Below are 18,695 nucleotides of genomic sequence, written 5' to 3' on the forward strand. Positions count from 1 at the left end.
CGAGCTCTCTTTGTTCATCCTAACGCTGTTATTCTGAGCGGAGCGAAGAATCCCATTCGGCATCAGGGCCTGTCCGGCTATGCTGTTCAGACGGGCAAGCCCTGAACGCCACGGAAATGCATTATTTCCCCCCTTGAGGGGGGTGGATTCGCTGTAGGCGAAGACGGGGGGTGTTACACTTCCGGACAATTCGTGAATTGTCCCTACATCTCTGTCGATGTCGGAATTCGCAGGCATCATGCTGTCGCCTGATGACTGCGCCACACTCTTAGTGTGGGTTTTATATGTTGTGTAATACTCATCCGTTCACTCCGCCTTCTTGAGTAATTCATTTACGATATCACGGTCGCTGAAGGGGTTCTTTTTGCCGCCTATCTCCTGATAATCCTCATGACCTTTCCCCGCTATCAGCACAACGTCACCCGAGGAGGCTTCTTCGAGAGAATACACGATCGCCATCCTCCTGTCTTCGATAGATCTGAACTGCGCTCCGCTTTTCATACCCTTCTCGATATCCTTGATAATCACATCGGGAGGTTCGCTCCGGGGGTTGTCGGATGTGATGACAGTCAAATCGGAGAGGGTGGAGGAGAGTTCACCCATCAGCGGCCGCTTTTCCACGTCCCTGTCTCCGCCGCAGCCGAAAAGAGTTATAAGCTTCCCACCGGAAGGAGTTACGAGTTCCCGTGCTGCTTTCATCGCGTTTTTAAGAGCGTCGGGTGTATGGGCGTAATCTATCAGTACGATGACGCCTTCGGGCGAATCGATCCGTTCCAATCTTCCGGGAATCTGCGGGAGAGAGCTCAGGCTTTTTGCAATCTCACTCGGACTGACGCCTAATGAAGCCGCTGCCGCGCACGCGGCAAGGAGATTATAAACGTTAAATTCGCCTGTTAAAGGAGAGTCGATCACTTGTTTTTCGCCGGAGAAATATAATTTCACTCGTTTATTCTGTTCACCGTTCGCCGGCTCCCTGACCGCAAAAAAATCAGCGGAATTGTTTATCATAGAATACGTAAGGATTTTCGTCCGGGCGACGGAACTAATGTAATCGAACGCATTGTCGTCTTCGTTCAGTATTGAGACCGCGGTGTCTTTCAAGCCCTCAAAGAGCATTCCTTTTGCGGCCTTGTACGAATCGAAATCGCCGTGAAAGTCGAGATGGTCGTGTGTGAGGTTCGTGAAAACAGCAACGTCGAAATCGAGCCCGGCGGTCCTCTTCTTGATAAGACTGTGGGATGATACTTCCATCACGGCGTGCGTAGAGCCCGCATTAACCGCTTTTCGGAGAAACCGGTTCAGCTCGGGCGCTTCGGGGGTGGTCAGAGGGAATTTTTCGAGCCCCTGGCCATAATCGTTCCCGATTGTTCCGAGCAGTGCGGTTTGATTCCCGGAATCCTGCAGGAGATGTCGCAGGATATGCGAGACGGAAGTTTTGCCGTTTGTGCCCGTTATTCCGACGAGTTTCAGTTCTTTTGAGGGATGTCCGTAGAAAGCGGATGACGCAAGGGCGAGAGCAAGGCGGGAATCGACCGCTTTCAATGTCGGCACAGAGGGAACCGTTTCGCCTATCTCATAAGAAACTACAGCGCTGCAACCTCTCTCGACTGCTCCGGGAATAAATTCAGCGCCGTGGAAGTTTTCCCCTTCGAGAGCAAAATATACTTCGCCCTTCGTGAGTGTCCGCGAATCGTATGAAATCCCTTTCACCTCGACGTCGCCTCCTGTTATTTGGGTATGCTCAATTCCTTTCATAATTTCGTGTAGCGAGTGCGTGACGCTCACTCCGGGGCGTTCTCCATCGTTAGTAAAACCAGATTTCCCGCGCGTATAGACTTTCCCACCGCAGGGTTCTGACGAAGCACTACTCCGCCGCCGGAGAACTTTGCGTTCAGATTATATTCTCCAAGAATCTTCAGCGCGGCTCTGAGACTCAAACCGGTTATATCCGGCATAACGTCAAATTTTCTTATTTCACGCTTGGGCTGATTGAAACTGACCGTCGCCAGGCTTACCGGCTGAGATGCGTAAATTATGCGGCTCTCTTTATTGCCGTCTATTCTCTCAATCTTTCTCGGAGGTTTAGAGGTTATCAGCCGGGGGTTTGAATTCGCAATTCTCGTAAAGATATTTTTAACCACCGGCGCCGCCACTTCACCGCCGTACGGCAGGTTAGTCCTCGGATTATCGACCATGACAAGACATAGAAATTTGGGATCGTCGGCGGGGAGGAACGCTACGAACGAGGCGTAATACTCGTTTGAATATTTTCCGTCTATGAGCTTCTGGGATGTGCCGGTTTTCCCGGCGACCCTGAAACCTTCTATATACGCTTTCTTTCCGGTACCCACTGTGACCACACCGAGCAGCAGCTCTTTCAGCTTAGCGGCTGTCTCGGGTTCCATGACGCGCCTGATAACGGTAATGTCATCGGAGAAGTTTCTTGTGCCGTCGCCGGAGGTAGCGGAGAGTATGATTCTCGGACGGAGAAGATATCCTCCGTTTGCCGCCGCGGCGTATGCCATCGCAAGCTGCAAAGGGGAGACCGATACCTCGTATCCTATGGCGATTTCAGCGAGCGAAAGGTGGGACCATTTCTTCATCTCGCGTAATATACCCGTCGCCTCCCCGTCGAGCGAAATACCCGTCTTCGTTCCGAAACCGAACGCTCTCGCGGTATTGAAGATGCCCGCCCGCCCTACGTTCTGCGCTATCTTTATCACACCGACGTTGCTTGAATTATAAAACACCTGCTCGAAAGTGAGCCATCCATACGGCTTGTGATCGGTTATTGAGACGTTCGCTATGTTAATTTTTCCGTTTTCGCAAAAAATCAGGTCGGACTCAGTGTAAAGATTATTTGCTATGGCGGCGGTCGCGGTTACTATTTTGAAAGTTGAACCGGGTTCGTACGTATCGGTGATCGCGCTGTTCCTGAAATTCGCCACCGGATAACTTGTGCGGTCGTTCGGAGTGAATCCGGGGGCGCTGCCGACGGCAAGCAGATCGCCGGTTTGCGGCTGAAGCAGAATTCCTGTTACCCTATCAGCCTTTGTTTTCAAATAAGCGCTGTTCAGCTCCTCCTGCAGTATCGTCTGGTATTCGAGGTCTATCGTTAAACGGACTTCACCGCCGGGCACAGGTTCGGTCGTTCGGGAGAGCAGTCCGGATATATCTCTTCCTTTTCCGTCGATCTGAAAGATTTTCCTGCCGTCAACGCCGCGGAGGAAATCGTCATAAGATTTCTCTATTCCTTCGATGCCAAGATTATCAACGTCGGTGAACCCGATCGTCTGCGCTCCGATGTCGCCGTATGGATAGTACCTCTTCGACTGTTTTATAGCCGATATACCCTTAAAATCCCTTGCTATAATGTTGAGTCCGGCAGCGGGAGCAACTTTCCGCTCCATCCATACGAAGTTTTTACTGCTTGAAAGTTTTTCGGAATAATAGGATTCGGGTTTACCGAACAGCTCGCTGAAAGATTTCGCTATGAGTTTCGGGTTCTCTACAACGGGAGGGTGGGCGCCGATGTCAAAATGAGGGAGGTTCATTGTCAGTGGAGTACCGTTCCTGTCCGTAATGACGCCTCTTTCGGCTTCAAGCAGTATTTCCTGTTTATAATAACTGTCGCGGACGGAGAGAAGGTCCTCGTGATTTATAACCTGAATCCAGAATAGTTTCGCCATTATCAAGAGCCACACAGCGAGAGTAAGCACTGATAAAAATCCAAGCCTGACTCTGGTGCCTCTCGTCATTACACTAATAGTTATACTTTCGCTTATAGTTTTAAATGGCTTACTCATAGGGAGTTACACTATTCAAATTTAACTTTGCGGCGAGTGTTATAGATTGTGGAGCCGGAAAAACCATGCTCAGATTCTCCCGTGCGAAACTCGTTATCCTGTCCGCCCGCGAGAGAATCGCTACCTCGGCTTTGAGCAGTTTAATCGACGCCTTCTTATGCACCGACTCTTTACTCAGTTGGGAGATCCGGTTGAGGGTGGACGTTACCTCGTTGTTCAGCCGCACATAGCCTATCATCAGACCGAAAGCGAAGATCGTAACCATTACGAAAGTGAACGCCGAAGCCTCTTTCTTCGTTTTTTTGGACGGTATCCTGATTTTAGCCATTCAAATCCTCTCTGCTGCCCTTAGCCGCGCGCTCCGTGAGCGCGGATTGTTTTTAACCTCTGAATCCGAAGGCCTCATGACTTTTTTAGTGAGGATCTTCAAGCGTCTTGTACCTGCCGGTTGGTCGACAGGAGCCGCCGGATCGTATATATAATCAGTCGCTTGCTCCCTGAAAAACCTTTTGACTATCCTGTCTTCAAGCGAGTGGTAAGAGAGGACGACTATCCTGCCGCCCTTCCTCAATAAGTCAACGGCAGAGACGAGTCCGTCAGAGAGACTCGTCAATTCATCGTTTACCGCGATTCGCAGCGCCTGAAATACCCTTGCGAGCGATTTGGTTTTCATCTTACCCATAATCACTCTTTCCACTATTGAAGCAAGTTCGGAGGTCGTATTAACCGGAGAAATTCGGTGAGCCTGCAAGATTGCCGAGGCTATTTTCCTGCTGTGCCTCTCCTCACCGTATTCATAAATCAAATCCGCTAACTCCTTTTCTGTCAGTGAATTAAGGAGTTCGTGCGCCGGGAATCCCGAACCTTGATCCATCCTCATGTCGAGCGGACCGTCTGAAGAGAAGGAGAAGCCGCGTTCGGGTTTGTCTATTTGTGCGGAGGAAACGCCGAGGTCGAACAGGACGCCGTCAACGCCCTCAATGCCCAACCGGTCGGCGATCCCGGTCATCATCGCGAAGTTACCCTGGAACACCTTTGTCGGTGTCGGGGAATCTGTAAATCGTTTTTTGCACCGTTCAACTGCTGTCGCATCTTTGTCTATACCCACATAAAGTGCTTTACTGCTTAAGGATTCGAGGATTCTACCAGCGTGTCCTCCTCCTCCTATCGTACCGTCTATGTAAACCCCGTCGGGGTTCGTAATAAGTAAGTTCTTTACTTCATCCGCCATTACAGGGGTGTGCCACGAATCAACGTTGTCGTCGTGCCCCATGGCGGCATCAACTATAAAACTATCTTTTCGGCAAGAGCCGCCAATTGTTCCTCGGACAATTGTTCCTCGTCCGAACTCTTCTTTTCAAGCTCTTCCGGGTCCCAAATCTCTATTTGTTTCAGCATTCCGATGATTACAGCCTCCTTTTTCAAGCCGGCGACGTCGAGAAGGTTTTGGGGTATAGTTATCCTGCCCTGGCTGTCGTGCCTGCAAACTGTTGCGTATCGAGCCAGATCTCTCAACCATCGCTGGTCGACCGGGTTCATCCTGAGTAGTTTTCGAATCAGATTTTCTTCGAACTGCAGCCAATCTTCAAACGGCATTGCGACGAGACATTTATCTTTGGCAATACTCTTAGTTACTACGAAAGTCTTGTTATTAGCAGGGTGGAGTATCTTTCTGAACGGCGCGGGTATGTTGACACGACCTTTTTCGTCTATCGTGTAACGATATTCTCCTAAAAAAGAATTAGGTTCAGGTGTCATTTTTCACCGCTTTTTTTGTGTTAAAAAGGTTTAATTACCCACAACTACCCCTGAACATACACTATTACCCATCTAGTGTCAAGGAAAAAGTGATATATATTTGAATTATTATCCCTAATTGAGAGAAAAACCCTTTATAAATAACGCTTTCAGGGAATAGATTATTTTGAATTATTTACTCTAACTACCCGATGTTCTAATGTAATTCTATTGATTTTAGTCTGATTCAGTTAAGGAAATGGTTTAAGGGGTCTGACCTGTACGATCCGTTATTCGGAAAGAGCCGGAAAGTATTATTGAGTGCGGGTTAGGGCTTGCCCTGACCGCACATAAAAACCGTTGAAACGGTTGAATTGGTTTCTCGGAGATATCATTGACCCCTGACTTAAGTCAGGGGTTAATTGGAGGATTAAAAATGCAAAACCATTTTAATGGTTTTATTTCTTCATAGGGATAATCCCCGATTTCCGGCGGAATAACGCAGGCACCCTTCGACTCCGCTCAGGGTGATTGCGCTACACTAAGAGGGAGTTTGTAGGGGCAATTCAGGAATTGCCCGCGGATAAGGGAGGGTTTTTCCGAAGGAGTGTCTTCGACACAAACCCTTCTCTACACATCATCACATCAAGGATGTGATAAGATCCCCTCTAATGACCAGCCCGACATTGGTCTGGCGGGGAGGTGTGCTCCTACAATCGGACGGGATTTCTTGACACAAACAATGACCGCATCCGAGGGGGACGCAGATCTGCGTCCTCTACATTTGTGGAGACAATAAAACTATCTCCGCCTCGAATTCATGTGATCGCCCGCCCGCTTGGCTGTCGGACAGGCCTGACATTAGTCGGGCAGGCTTCTTCGTCCCGATCCCGAAGCTTCGGGACTCCTCGCGATGACGTAAGTGCGAGTCAGGATTTATCCTGACCGCACATAATCGTTCCCTATCGGTTTCAATCATCAGTTTCGTCAACCCGCTTGCGGGAGTCTTTTAGTTTGCTGCGCGCTTTCTTTTGTTTCAGCCGTTTTTCTTTCGATGCCGCCGTCGGTCTGGTTTTTTTGCGTTGTTTAGGCTTATAAAGGGCTTTGAGTATGAGATTTTTCAGCCGTTCGAGCGCGTCTTCACGGTTCTGGGACTGTGAGCGTGAACGCCGGGCGTCAATCAAGAGGATACCGTCGTCTGTTACTCTGTTCCCGGCGAGTTTTATCAAACGATTTTTGACGTCATCCGGCAGGGAAGGGGAGTCCGTTATATCAAACCTGAGCTGGACGGCAGTGGAGACCTTGTTGACGTTCTGCCCGCCGGGACCGGAAGAGCGGCTAAAACCGAAACTGATTTCATTATCACTGATAGAAATTTCAGAATTGATTCGGAGCATAACTTATTCGGAGGCGGAGAGTTACATTAACCGTCGAGGACTTCCCGGACTTTTTTACTCAGCAGAGAAGCGGTAAAAGGTTTTTGCAGAAAGGAGAGTCCTTCATCGAGAATACCGTGTTTTGCGATTACGTCTTCCGAATAACCGGATATGAAAAGTACTTTCATATCACTTCTTTTTTCGGCGAGTTTCTCGGAAAGCTCTCTCCCGTTCAAGCCCGGAAGTATAAGGTCGGTCAGGAGTAGATGAATTTCATTATTGAATTTCTTCGAAATCTTGGTAGCCTGTTTATCATCCGCAGCTTCGATAACGAGGTACCCGATGTCCTTTAAGATTTCCCTTAATACCTCTCTGACTTCGTCGTCGTCCTCGACGAGTAGAATAGTTTCTTCTCCCCGCAGGTCTTCCTGAACCGCTTCATGCTTTACTTCCTCGACGGGTTTGTCAACTCGCGGCAGGAAAATCTTGAAGGTTGTGCCGGATCCTACCTGGCTCTCGCAAATGATTTCGCCATCATGTTGTTTGATAATGCCATACGCGACCGACAGACCGAGTCCGGTTCCCTGTCCCATTTCCTTAGTGGTGAAAAAAGGCTCAAAAATATACTGTTTAATTTCATCTTCAATTCCCGGTCCGTCGTCGATAACCGATATCAACACGTACTCTCCGGGATCAAGATCGAGGCTATATTTTGAAGAAGAACGGTTTAGAGTATAATTCTCTGTGTTTATAGTAACCTGTCCCGAACTCCCAAGCGCATCTTTTGCATTTATGGCAAGATTAAGAAGTACCTGTTCCATTTGTATCGGATCGGCTTTGACGTTCCACAATCCCGCGCCCGGCTTTATCTTCAGTCTAACATCATCGCCGACGGATCGTTGTAACAGATCCCCGATCGACATCAGCGTGGTATTGATATTTAAAACATGGGGTTCCAGAACCTGTTTCCTGCCGAAAGCCATCAGCCTTGACGTAAGTTTTGTAGCCCGTGTTGCGCTCTTGTTTATCGTACTCAGCGCCTTTTTGACGGGGTCGTCATCCGAAAGCCTTGAAAGGTGCATCTGAGAGAGTGCAAGGATCGGTGTCAGGGCGTTGTTAAAATCGTGAGCGATACCTCCGGCAAGTTTTCCGATTACTTCCATCCGCTGAGCATGCCGGAGCTGTTCTTCGGCTTTGAGCCTATCGGTCATATCAGAACCGATACTGGCTGTGCCGAATACATTACCGCCGGAATCCTTCAGAGTAGTGTTCGTCCAGGAAATATTCCTTCTCTTGTTTTCCTTCGTGATAATTACATTTTCATGGTGTATCGGAATAGTCCCGGACTTTATGTTGTCTCTGAACTCTGTTCTTCTCATTTCCCGTTCATCTTCAGGAACGAAGATATCGAACCAGTTCTTGCCGAGCAGTTCTGCTTTATCATGCCCTGTAAGTTCGGAGACAAAATCGTTGCAAAAGACTATTTTCCCTTCAAGGTCAAGCAGTACAGCGATCATTTTCAGGTTTTCAAGTAGTTCGCGGAATCTTCTTTCCGTCTCGAGGAGGGCTTCTTCAGCTTTTTTGTGTTCGGTTATGTCTCTTATAATTCCTTGATATCTCAGCACCTTACCGTCGGATGACGGGCGGATGGTTGAAGATAGCAGGCAGTCGATGGACGTGCCGTCTCTCCGCTTCAGTTTAAGTTCGTAATCAAGGACGTAACCGTTTCTCTCAAGCTCTCTGACAAAATCCTCCCGGTCTTCCGGATGCAGATAGATATCACGGGCGTTTATCTTCATTATTTCATCGCGTGTGTACCCGAAGAGATCAAGTCCTGATTGGTTTATTTCTATAAAGTATCCATCGGGACCGGTGATGTATATTACATCTCTCGAATCTTCGAAGATCGCTCTGTACCGTCTTTCGCTCTCTTTCAGTGCGATCTCGGTTCGTTTGCGGTCTGTAACATCCCTCGCAAACGCTTGAAAACCCTTAAGTTTTCCATTTTTTATTATCGGTTGAACGTTCTGGCCTAACCAAATTTCTGAGCCGTCGCCCCTTACCGCGGGAAATTCGAAGTAGGTATTCGGGGTTACTTCCTTCATCTGAGCTTTGTAAAAATCCTCGGCTTTTTTCTTATAATCTTTCCTTATTAGTTCGAGATAATTTATTCCTTTTAATTCTTCTTCAGAACGCCTCATGATCTTCACCGCGGTAGGATTGAAAAATGTTATATTCCCTTTCTTGTCGGTGTTGTAGATCAGATCATTGGCGTGGTCGATGATATGCCTGAAGTGTTCCTCCTGCTCTTTTACTTCCTTGTCCTTCTTGAGCCTGCTCTTTATATCCGAATGAAGCTGCTTGTTTGCGGCTTTGAGTTCTTTTGTCGCCTGCAAGACTTTATTCTCAAGAGTCCGGTTGAGCGTTCGAATTTCATCTTCAATCTGTTTTCGTTCAGTGACGTCTCTTGCTATTCCGAGCACAAGCCTTTTCCCCTCGATCTTCACGGGGTATGTTCTGACTTCTAAGTCTATACTTGTGTTATCCGAGCGAATAAAAGTAAATACATCAGGGCCGGTAGGCTTCCCTCTCATATTTTGAATCAGAAGTTTAGCGGCTTTAAGAATATCCGACTTTGAAAGGAGACTGAGGCTGAGGAAGCTTTTTCCTATCAGTTCTTCTCGCTTATACCCCGTTAGCTTCTCCGCCATCCGGTTTCCGTCGACAAATCTTCCCTTAAGGTCATACAAATAATATGCATCGGGAGCCAATTCGAATATCGCCTCAAGACGCTCATCCTGAATGTCGGAGATACTGAATTCTTCTTCCGCATCCTGCTCAACGGCTGAATCACCGACAAATTCGTTCCGGAGAGCCTCGATCACTTCCTCCAACTCAGCCCTGGTTCTTTCAATATCAGTCATTCCGCTGCCTCGCTGGAAAAATCCCGATAGTGTTTATATATGTGAACGTTTTTATCATGCATAATATGATAACCAATTACTGTTGCTGTCCAATTCACAATGCTGCATAATTCCGGAATGAAAAATCAATAATGCTGAATATATCAAATATTATAGAGATTTGAAAGAAGAAATATTAAGAAGTGTTCACTCTCAAATATCAGGGGTATTCCCGGAATATTTATCTTATTAGATGGGATTTTAATGAGAAACCATCCCTTGTCTTCCCCTCCTTGCCCGCCTGGCATCCCCGCCAGACCGATGTCCTGCCCGGCAAGCGGTCAGACGGGCGGGCTGGAGTCGGACAGAGGAAGGAGGGGATATTTGTGGCGGTCAGGAATTTGGTAGCCCAGCCATTTATGGCTGGGTGATAATAACTGATGAGAACCCGAGGGCGTTTACGCCCTTCCGCTATCCGGAGTAACGCCGTGAACGGCGTGAGAAGTGAGGATAGGCAACTATTAGTCCCGGTCCCGAAGCTTCGGGACCGGGCTAAAAGACCCCAATACATTTCTAATTGTGAAGAAATCCCCTATTAGAATACAGAGGTAACGTATTGAAATATATATTGTTAGTCTTAATTCTTTGATACAGAACACAATAAAATCCAAATGCTCGATTAACTTGGTTTGGAAGGAGGATTAAGAAGAAATTGAACCTGATAGAAGCGGATAGAATATTTAAGCCCGAAAAGGCGTTTATAGGGCTATGTATAGCGATAGCGGGATGTGATGAGAAAATTGACCTTCGGCAGCTTAACAAGCTGAGAGAGGTAACCAAAAGGAACGGCATTTCTGAGGAAGACGTCATAAGAGAACTCGATGATTTTTCAAAAATGAACATCGAAGAGGCTTTAATTTACGGAAGAAGGTGTATGGTGGCATTACCTGATCTTGAAAGCGAAATGAAAAATATGCTTTTGCTATCTCTCTATGAGATAGCGTTGGCGGATTCCGACTATCATCAAATGGAATTAAAAGTCATCGATACAGTCAAAAAAAGGATGGAATTCGATTAAGCGATTGGGGACATCGCCACAATAAATGCTGTCGTTCTGCGGAGTCCGCCAGCTGGCGGATGACGAAGAATCCTGTCCGGATGCAGGGCGGTTCTTTACACACCCTCCCGACACAGAATCGGGATAAACTGCCACCCATCTTTAGAGGGGATTAATAGGAATTTTCTTAATAGAAACCACCCCATGCCCCTCCTTGAAAAGGAGGGCGTATTTGTGGCAGTCAGTGCGCGACATTCCGAGTCCGGATACCGTGGCTCCTGACGGGCTGCCGGACGAATTATCGAAGAGACTCTCCAAGGGAGTCCTTCGTGACCTTCGGATCGGGACTTCGCCTCTTACATTTGAGGGAAATTTTGTCTCCAGAAATTGCGATAACGATAGCCGTGCAGTACCGAAAATACAGGATGGCTATTATAAAAAAGTGAGAGGAGCCGGGAGAGCTAATCCAGACTAAGTCGGTCTTCTACCGGAGTCAGCAGTTCTTTTACCGGTTGAAACTCAGGGACATGAGTAATGGAGTATCTAATCGTCTCCCCGGTCATGGGATTGCTTTCCGCTATCTTCGATTGAACCGAAGTTGTAAAAGTTCCTAACCCTTTTAGGGTAACGCTTCCTTGATTCTTTAACGCTATCTGTATGTTTGATGCTAAAGAATTAAGAACTTTATCTGTCTGAATCATGGACAAGCCACATTCCAAAGCTACTGCATGGATGAGATCCTTTTCGTCCATTTGCGCTCTCCTCCCTCTCCTATTATTGATGTAACTTTAAAGCGTCAATAACAAGAGCAAATGCCGTACCAAAGGCTGCATATCAGGGATTCGGAACTTCTTTTTAGATATTTAGTGATAATATCGGCAATATTCTGCCACTTTGCTCTAAATACGGCAATATACTGCACAATTTGATTCTTTAGCGGAAAATATGGTCGTAGTTTTTCTCTTAAAAAGAATCTGCCCCGCCGATAGGGTGCGCCATGAAATTAACCTTAATCAGCGGGGCAGTGTGGTTGTTGGGGAAGTCTAATTTAGAGCAGATTCATCTGCCTACTCTATCTAATGCGGGTATTTTCACAGGTTTCCAGGAAACTATACCATGCTTATTTATCACAGTTGAAAATTCCAATCCGGTGTAGTTTCCTCTTGCGATCAGTGTAAAATGGTCATTTTCTATATTTACCACCTCGTAAGTACCCCATTCATAGGTGGAATCTAACGCGAACGCGGTGATGTCCGATCCGCCGATGAATTTAGGCGCGTCCATGCCTCTCGATACGGGAGTATTCCAGTAAGCCTTGGAGGCTTGAGATATCTCCTGAACTCCTTGCATAAGTTTATTGAATTCCATTAGGAGAACCCGACGTTCTATGTCGAAATCAGCAAGTAAATATTCATACTGACTGAAGACTTTCTCCTGAAACGCCTGGTTTTCCTTTTGGACCTGGTGGATCACGTACCATCCGATTACTGTTGTGATTAAAATACCGGAGATGGCTAAACTCAATACTATCAGTGTTGTTTTGTTTTCATTCATGGCGCTTTCCTCTTTTAATTCTTACTGTTATCGGTGACTTCGTCTCCGGCGGCAGATCTGCGTCCTACCGCCGGATCAGAAATTCAGTTAACTGTTAACTCATATCCTTTATGGCAAAGTAATAGTTGGTGTGCCGGAAACTCCGGCTTGTGTTATAGTCGCTACTATAACCACACCTTCGTTCGCACCTGTAGCAGTGAGTACAAACTGGCTAGTTGGCAATACCGGACATCACGAAACTACCGTTGGCGTTCGTTGAATCCGCACCAAAACTCGTCACGTTGGGGACTCCCGCGAACGTCCTGTTTCCGCCGCCTAATGCTGAAGGTTTGCGCCAGTAAGAAGCCGCTGTTGAAGCAATGTTATTGACGTCTTATAACAAAGCATCTCGCTCCGCATTTACAGCACCCGTTGTGAACATATTGATTCCCACGACCACTGCCACGCCTACGATGATAGTTCCGAGTACTATCAAAAGTAATTGTTGCTGTCCCATGAGTTACCCCTTCTACCTTTGTATCGCTTTAAACGGTCTGAATATTAATTTCATGGATCTTTGGACACTGAAATCCATAATTGAATCCGTATCCGAATCTTGCGCTTCTGTTTATTTTTGTTGTCATAATTATCTTATTTCTTATCTCTTCTGTGCCTCAAAGATATATGTATGAAGATAAGTTGATATGACGTAAGACACGTTATACACTATTTAAGCGATTTACACGACATATCTGTGAGCAGGGTCAAAAAAACAGTGATTCACATGTTACACGGGTCACATAAGTATTCTTAAAATTAGAAATAATGGAAAAAACAATTTCGCATTCTTAAGAATATTTCTCTGCTCGAATTAGTAAACAAACACTGATCCTCTAATCTTATTTCCTTAATAATATTGGATTTAGCGGAAACAATCAGTTTTCCATTTAGTTCTGGCACAGTAATTGATATTCCGGGTGTAAAACGCCGTTATACTACTATGGAGAATAAAATGAAACCGTTAAACGGAATCATCATAATTGTAATTACTCTCGGTCTTGCTCTATTCGGCTGCTCAAGCGCTGAAGACCCGGAAGAAGAGCATAGCGAACTTGAAATCTCCCTTACGACAATTCCGGCGGTTGTAACAGCAGGCGACACTACTGAGCTGGAGATCAGCGTGGAAGAACATGATACGGGCGGAATGGGCGGTTTATCGATGCACGGTCAGATTCATCTTCCGAATGACGCCGGTGAAGTCGATTTAGACTTCGTAGAGTCAGCCGATCATATGGGTCACTATAGCGCCGAATACGTGTTCGAGACAGCAGCAACTTACGAGCTTCACTGCAGTTTCACTCATGAGGGTAAAACGGTAGAAAAAGAATTCATTATTGAGGTCCACTGAGCCGGAGGGGAACAATAAGCGGCAAATCAATTACGATTTTTCCACTAATATAATAAGGAGTTAGACATTGAGGAAACTGACGAAGTATTTGTTGATATCACTTGTGTTTTTTTCATTCACAGATAGTGGATTTTCAATACCGCAGTTTGCTAAGAAGTATGGTGTGAGCTGCTTCACCTGTCATGCGGCTGTCCCGAAATTAAACGCATTCGGGGAGGCATTTCGCCGGAACGGATTTCAGGCTCCCGGAACGATGGACCCGACTCCTGTCTGGCAGCAGGACGTTCTACCGTTATCAGGAATGCCGCATCCGATGTTCATGAGAAAAAACGTGACAAATAACATGGCGGTTGCAACTACCACCGGCATACCGAGCGGTAAAACGCTAAGCGTCGATACCTTCAACAACGCCTTCGAGCTCTTCTCCGGCGGAACGGCGGGAGATCATCTTTCCTATTTAGCATTTTTAGAAATGCACATAGACGCTGACATAACAGCGGGAGGGGAAGAAGAGGAAGACGGACATGGCGGCTCAACAGGCGGCGGCAGTTCGGTAGCGAGTATCGGAACACACCTGGACTGGGAATTTCATCAATTTTTCATCACGTATAACAATCTCTTTTCCAATTCGAATACTGGCAAACTCAACGTCAGGCTGGGATTCTTTCACCTTGATGTCCCGTTTGTCTCATTGAGGAAGCTGACGAGTGAGATGTCCCCGAACCTTGTTTATTCTTTGAGTCCGGTGGCCGGCGGCTTCAACCTCAATATGAGGCAGCTGGGAGTTTCAGCTTACGGCGGACTCGGTTCGATGAGGCTGCGCCTTGATTACGAGGTGGCGTTTGTCAACGGAACGAACAATCTGCTCGATACGAACGAGGACAAGGATTTATTCTTCAGGGCGGCTATCAACCGGAACGACCGTTTGAGGGTAGGGGCTCTGTATTATAAAGGAAGGCAAAACATAGGCGGCGGGTCAAACTTGAGCGTGAGGGCGGATAATTTTACCAGATTAGGATTTGACCTCAAGTATGATTTTCCGAGGGGATTGAGCGTTTTCGGTCAATGGTTAAGAGGTAAGGACGATGATATAGACTGGCGGATATTCGGCGATCAGCCTTTCGAATTTTCAGGCGGATTTGCGGGAGTGGAGTTCCCTTTTTCGGTATTATCTCCCGACAACCGATTCCTCAGGAAAATCTGGTTCTCCGGCAAGTACGATATAGTCAACGTCGATAAACAGATTGAATTAGAAGACCCAATGATGAACCAGATGCTGTTATCGAATACCGGCGACGAGAACAGTGTAAAGATGTATACCGCAACTTTACGCTACTACTTTCAGCCGAATGTCATCATAGTTTTGGAGACCGGAATTCAGGACAACCTGATTGGGTATCCTCCGCTTGACGATATGACAGAAGGGAAGGCGAGCGGTGCAGCCGGGAGGGTACTCGATGTTGACGCTAATTGGTTCATGGCGATGTTTGTACTCGCATTTTAAAATCATTGGAGGAATAAAATTGTTCAGGAAAATAAATAACACCGGCAAAGAGAGATCAGCGCCGTTACGTCATATGAAATGGTTACTGATTATTTCGGGGCTCGCATTTACAGCCCTGGATTCGACAGACACATTTTCACAGGAATTGATCAACGGAATGAATAGTCAACCGACAGCGGAAGCGATTAGTAAGGGTAAGGAGCTCTACGATGTTACATGTGCTTATTGCCATGGACTGGATGGAAAAGGAGACGGTCCTGCGGCCGATTTCCTTATTCCCGCGCCGAGGGATTTCAGCGAGGGAGTATATAAGTTCCGCCGGACTCTCAGCGGAATTGTCCCGTCCGATTGGGACCTGTACGAGAGCATCACAAAAGGGATTCACGGTACGTCCATGATCAGGTGGAAAGATTTGCCCGAGGAGCAGCGATGGTGGTTGGTGCATTATATCAAGACGTTTTCGGATAAATTCCTTGAGGAAAAGAATCCTCCGGTCATAAGTGTGAGTGAGCCTCCCCGGGTAACGAGAGAAAGCATAATGCGCGGGAGGCAGTTCTATATCGATGCCGAGTGCTGGAAGTGCCACGGTGAATCGGGAAGGGGTGACGGCCCTTCTGCGGACGAGCTCAAAGATAAGGACGGGAATATCTCGATACCCCGTGATCTCACTATCGGAAAAAACTATGGGAGAGGCTCTTCTCAGGAGGCTATCTATATCACACTCATAAGCGGCCTTGACGGAACCCCTATGCCCTCTTATCAGGATGCTTTTGAGGACATGGATGAGGAGCTCTGGAACTTAGTGAACTATATTTACTCGCTCAGCAACGATTGAGCGCCGCATAACCTAAAATCTGAAATCGAATTAAATCACCTCCTGTTTACGGAGTCGGTTTCGCTAATCTTTTAATGAAAAACCGATCTCCGGCGCCGAAATTTTGTCTTGACTATATATCGAATCAGAATGAAATTACTGAGCTGTAAAAGCCACCATAGCTCAGTTGGAAGAGCAGGGGTTTTGTAAACCTCAGGTCGCGGGTTCGAATCCTGCTGGTGGCTCGCAAAAGGAGGCGTGGCCGAGTGGTTAAAGGCGGCAGACTGTAAATCTGTTGGCGTATGCCTACGGTGGTTCGAATCCATCCGCCTCCACAGAAGTTGTTAGTTCTGCGGGAGTAGCTCAATGGTAGAGCCCCGGCCTTCCAAGCCGGATATGCGGGTTCGATTCCCGTCTCCCGCTCTAAGTTAAGAATGACTTTGAGAATTTAAAATAAATCTAATGGTCTGACAACTCCGCTGGGTTCCCAGCCCGACAAACTGTCTGGCGGTTAGATGAATTCGTCCAGACGAGGAAGATGTTCCTGCTTAATTAATTTCCGTTGAACGCGGTAGGGGACGCAGATCTGCGTCCCCTACATTAATCCGGACGATGAAGATGGTTCTGTAGATATGATGCTATGCGGACAGGGAAAGGAGGGGAGAATCACCCCTTCTTTCTTTCCCAATTAGAAGGGAATAGGACGGAAAAAAGGAGGGGAGAAGCAGGATTTCAGATTATCATATTAAAAGCCTAAAAAACTTGAAATTATTTTATTTTAGGCGCTTTTTTGCTTGACAGATAAGGGTATGTAATATAACTTTTGAAGCTGTCTTGCACGTGTAGTTTTGGTGCGGGTTAGAGGGTTACTGAGAAAACAATTAGATGGGCATTTTGCCCACGTAGCTCAGTCGGTAGAGCACGTCCTTGGTAAGGACGGGGTCACCGGTTCAAATCCGGTCGTGGGCTCTTACCTTGGACTGAGAAATACAACAGCAGCCTGCGCGAAACGGGTCAGGCGAGGAGGAGATAGATGGCTAAGGAAAAGTATGAGAGGACTAAGCCACACGTAAACATCGGAACGATCGGTCATGTGGATCACGGTAAGACCACACTGACCAGCGCCATTACAATGTATTTGAGTAAGAAAGGTTTAGCGGACGAACGTTCGTTTGATTCCATAGATAACGCGCCTGAAGAGAAAGAGCGCGGCATCACTATCGCCACGGCGCACGTTGAGTATGAGACGGAAGAGCGTCATTACGCTCACGTAGATTGCCCCGGTCATGCCGACTATATCAAGAATATGATAACGGGAGCCGCCCAGATGGACGGCGCTATCTTGGTAGTATCCGCGGCTGACGGTCCTATGCCTCAGACGAGAGAGCATGTGCTTTTAGCCCGTCAGGTCAACGTCCCCTCCATAGTTGTATTTTTAAATAAAACCGATATGGTTGACGACCCGGAGCTTATCGAGCTCGTAGAGCTTGAACTGCGGGAGCTTCTCAACAAGTACGAGTTCCCGGGCGATGATATACCGATAATACAGGGCAGCGCGCTTGACGCTCTTAACAATCCTGATGACGCTGAGAAGACCAAATGCCTGCAGGAGTTGCTTGACGCAGTTGATTCCTATATACCCATACCCGAGCGGGAGATAGATAAACCGTTCCTGTTGCCTATAGAAGATGTATTCTCAATAACGGGGCGCGGAACGGTAGGCACAGGCAGGATAGAGCGCGGTGTTGTAACGGTAGGCGACGAGATGGAGCTTGTGGGTCTTGACGCGGATAAGAAGATGACAATCACAGGTGTTGAGATGTTCAGGAAACTTCTTGACCGTGGAGAGGCAGGCGATAACGTCGGTCTCCTGATGCGCGGAGTTGACAAGGAATACCTGAAGCGGGGAATGGTAGTAGCCAAACCGGGTTCGATCAAGCCTCATACGAAGTTCAGGGGCGAGATATACATCCTGTCGAAAGACGAGGGCGGTCGTCACACGCCGTTCTTCAAAGGTTACAGACCGCAGTTTTACTTCCGCACAACGGACGTAACGGGTCTTGTGAAGCTTCCCGATGGGAGCGAGATGGTAATGCCGGGCGATAACGTGAACCTTGAAGTTGAATTGATATCGCCAATCGCAATGGAGAAGGAACTCAGGTTCGCAATCCGCGAGGGCGGACATACAGTCGGCGCAGGCGTAGTAACAGAGATAATAGAATAGGGATATTAAATGGCGGGACAGACAATAAGAATCAGGCTCAAAGCCTATGATCATAAGCTTGTGGATAAATCCACAGCGTTGATTATGAAGACGGCAAGATCAACCGGAGCTGTTGTGTCCGGTCCAATCCCTCTCCCGACGCGCAGAACGATAATTACGGTTCTTCGCTCTCCGCATGTAAATAAAAAATCGAGAGAGCAGTTTCAGACGAAAATCCATAAGCGGTTGTTGGACATCTTGAATTCCACTCCTAAAACCGTTGACGCACTGATGAAGCTCGACCTTCCGTCGGGTGTAGATATTGAGATAAAGGTCTGAAATGGCCGGTCTGAT

At 47.2% G+C, this 18,695-nt stretch carries 16 protein-coding genes and 4 tRNA genes; 10 read left to right on the top strand and 10 right to left on the bottom strand.

What is annotated here, in order from left to right:
* The 8 genes from IID12_05475 to IID12_05510 all read right to left on the bottom strand — a co-directional run.
* Positions 1–240 (bottom strand): hypothetical protein (locus IID12_05475; protein ID MCH8288541.1); only part of this gene is annotated, 240 nt, incomplete at its 3' end.
* Between the two features lie 66 nt (positions 241–306).
* Positions 307–1,785 carry a UDP-N-acetylmuramoyl-L-alanyl-D-glutamate--2,6-diaminopimelate ligase gene (locus IID12_05480; protein MCH8288542.1) on the bottom strand — a complete coding sequence of 493 codons (1,479 nt, stop codon included), beginning with the start codon at positions 1,783–1,785 and terminating at the stop codon, positions 307–309.
* Positions 1,782–3,806 carry a PASTA domain-containing protein gene (locus IID12_05485; protein ID MCH8288543.1) on the bottom strand — a complete coding sequence of 675 codons (2,025 nt, stop codon included), beginning with the start codon at positions 3,804–3,806 and terminating at the stop codon, positions 1,782–1,784. The genes IID12_05480 and IID12_05485 overlap by 4 nt, the downstream gene beginning before the upstream one ends.
* Positions 3,799–4,134 (bottom strand): hypothetical protein, encoded by a 336-nt coding sequence (locus tag IID12_05490; protein ID MCH8288544.1) that lies wholly within the window; start codon positions 4,132–4,134, stop codon positions 3,799–3,801. Before IID12_05490 ends, IID12_05485 begins: the two co-directional genes overlap by 8 nt.
* A complete protein-coding gene (rsmH, locus tag IID12_05495; GenBank protein ID MCH8288545.1) occupies positions 4,135–5,079 on the bottom strand; it encodes a 16S rRNA (cytosine(1402)-N(4))-methyltransferase RsmH in 945 nt (314 codons plus the stop codon). It lies immediately after the preceding gene.
* 11 nt (positions 5,080–5,090) lie between these two features.
* Entirely contained in the window at positions 5,091–5,564 is a 474-nt protein-coding gene (gene mraZ, locus IID12_05500; GenBank protein MCH8288546.1) for a division/cell wall cluster transcriptional repressor MraZ, read from the bottom strand.
* 950 nt (positions 5,565–6,514) lie between these two features.
* Complete coding sequence (arfB, locus tag IID12_05505) at positions 6,515–6,940, bottom strand: aminoacyl-tRNA hydrolase (GenBank protein MCH8288547.1); 426 nt, start codon at positions 6,938–6,940, stop codon at positions 6,515–6,517.
* A 26-nt stretch (positions 6,941–6,966) separates the two neighbouring features.
* Positions 6,967–9,843, bottom strand: a complete 2,877-nt coding sequence (locus IID12_05510; GenBank protein ID MCH8288548.1) for a PAS domain S-box protein — start codon at positions 9,841–9,843, stop codon at positions 6,967–6,969.
* Positions 9,844–10,534: 691 nt separating this feature from the next.
* On the opposite strand from IID12_05510, the gene IID12_05515 reads away from it, so the two are divergent.
* Entirely contained in the window at positions 10,535–10,900 is a 366-nt protein-coding gene (locus tag IID12_05515) for a TerB family tellurite resistance protein (GenBank protein ID MCH8288549.1), read from the top strand.
* A gap of 440 nt (positions 10,901–11,340) precedes the next feature.
* Here IID12_05515 and IID12_05520 read toward each other — a convergent pair whose 3' ends face one another.
* Positions 11,341–11,631: an HU family DNA-binding protein gene (locus tag IID12_05520; GenBank protein MCH8288550.1), complete on the bottom strand. Its 291-nt coding sequence runs from the start codon at positions 11,629–11,631 to the stop codon at positions 11,341–11,343.
* A gap of 307 nt (positions 11,632–11,938) precedes the next feature.
* A complete protein-coding gene (locus IID12_05525) occupies positions 11,939–12,433 on the bottom strand; it encodes a hypothetical protein (protein MCH8288551.1) in 495 nt (164 codons plus the stop codon).
* A 991-nt stretch (positions 12,434–13,424) separates the two neighbouring features.
* Between IID12_05525 and IID12_05530 the strand changes: the two genes are divergently transcribed.
* The 9 genes from IID12_05530 (at position 13,425) to rpsJ (ending at position 18,680) form a co-directional block, all read left to right on the top strand.
* Complete coding sequence (locus tag IID12_05530) at positions 13,425–13,820, top strand: hypothetical protein (protein ID MCH8288552.1); 396 nt, start codon at positions 13,425–13,427, stop codon at positions 13,818–13,820.
* Between the two features lie 67 nt (positions 13,821–13,887).
* Positions 13,888–15,324 (top strand): hypothetical protein, encoded by a 1,437-nt coding sequence (locus tag IID12_05535; GenBank protein MCH8288553.1) that lies wholly within the window; start codon positions 13,888–13,890, stop codon positions 15,322–15,324.
* Positions 15,325–15,343: 19 nt separating this feature from the next.
* Positions 15,344–16,159 carry a cytochrome c gene (locus IID12_05540; GenBank protein ID MCH8288554.1) on the top strand — a complete coding sequence of 272 codons (816 nt, stop codon included), beginning with the start codon at positions 15,344–15,346 and terminating at the stop codon, positions 16,157–16,159.
* A gap of 151 nt (positions 16,160–16,310) precedes the next feature.
* Positions 16,311–16,383 (top strand) — tRNA-Thr (locus IID12_05545).
* A gap of 7 nt (positions 16,384–16,390) precedes the next feature.
* Positions 16,391–16,473 (top strand) — tRNA-Tyr (locus tag IID12_05550).
* A 17-nt stretch (positions 16,474–16,490) separates the two neighbouring features.
* A tRNA-Gly gene (locus IID12_05555) sits at positions 16,491–16,561 on the top strand.
* A 473-nt stretch (positions 16,562–17,034) separates the two neighbouring features.
* Positions 17,035–17,107, top strand: a tRNA-Thr gene (locus IID12_05560).
* Between the two features lie 64 nt (positions 17,108–17,171).
* Positions 17,172–18,362, top strand: coding sequence for an elongation factor Tu (gene tuf, locus IID12_05565; protein MCH8288555.1), 1,191 nt, complete (start codon positions 17,172–17,174; stop codon positions 18,360–18,362).
* A 9-nt stretch (positions 18,363–18,371) separates the two neighbouring features.
* Positions 18,372–18,680, top strand: a complete 309-nt coding sequence (gene rpsJ / locus IID12_05570) for a 30S ribosomal protein S10 (GenBank protein ID MCH8288556.1) — start codon at positions 18,372–18,374, stop codon at positions 18,678–18,680.
* Positions 18,681–18,695 lie beyond the last annotated feature (15 nt).

The organism is Candidatus Neomarinimicrobiota bacterium (genome assembly GCA_022567655.1).
GTDB lineage: Bacteria > Fidelibacterota > SORT01 > SORT01 > SORT01 > JADFGO01.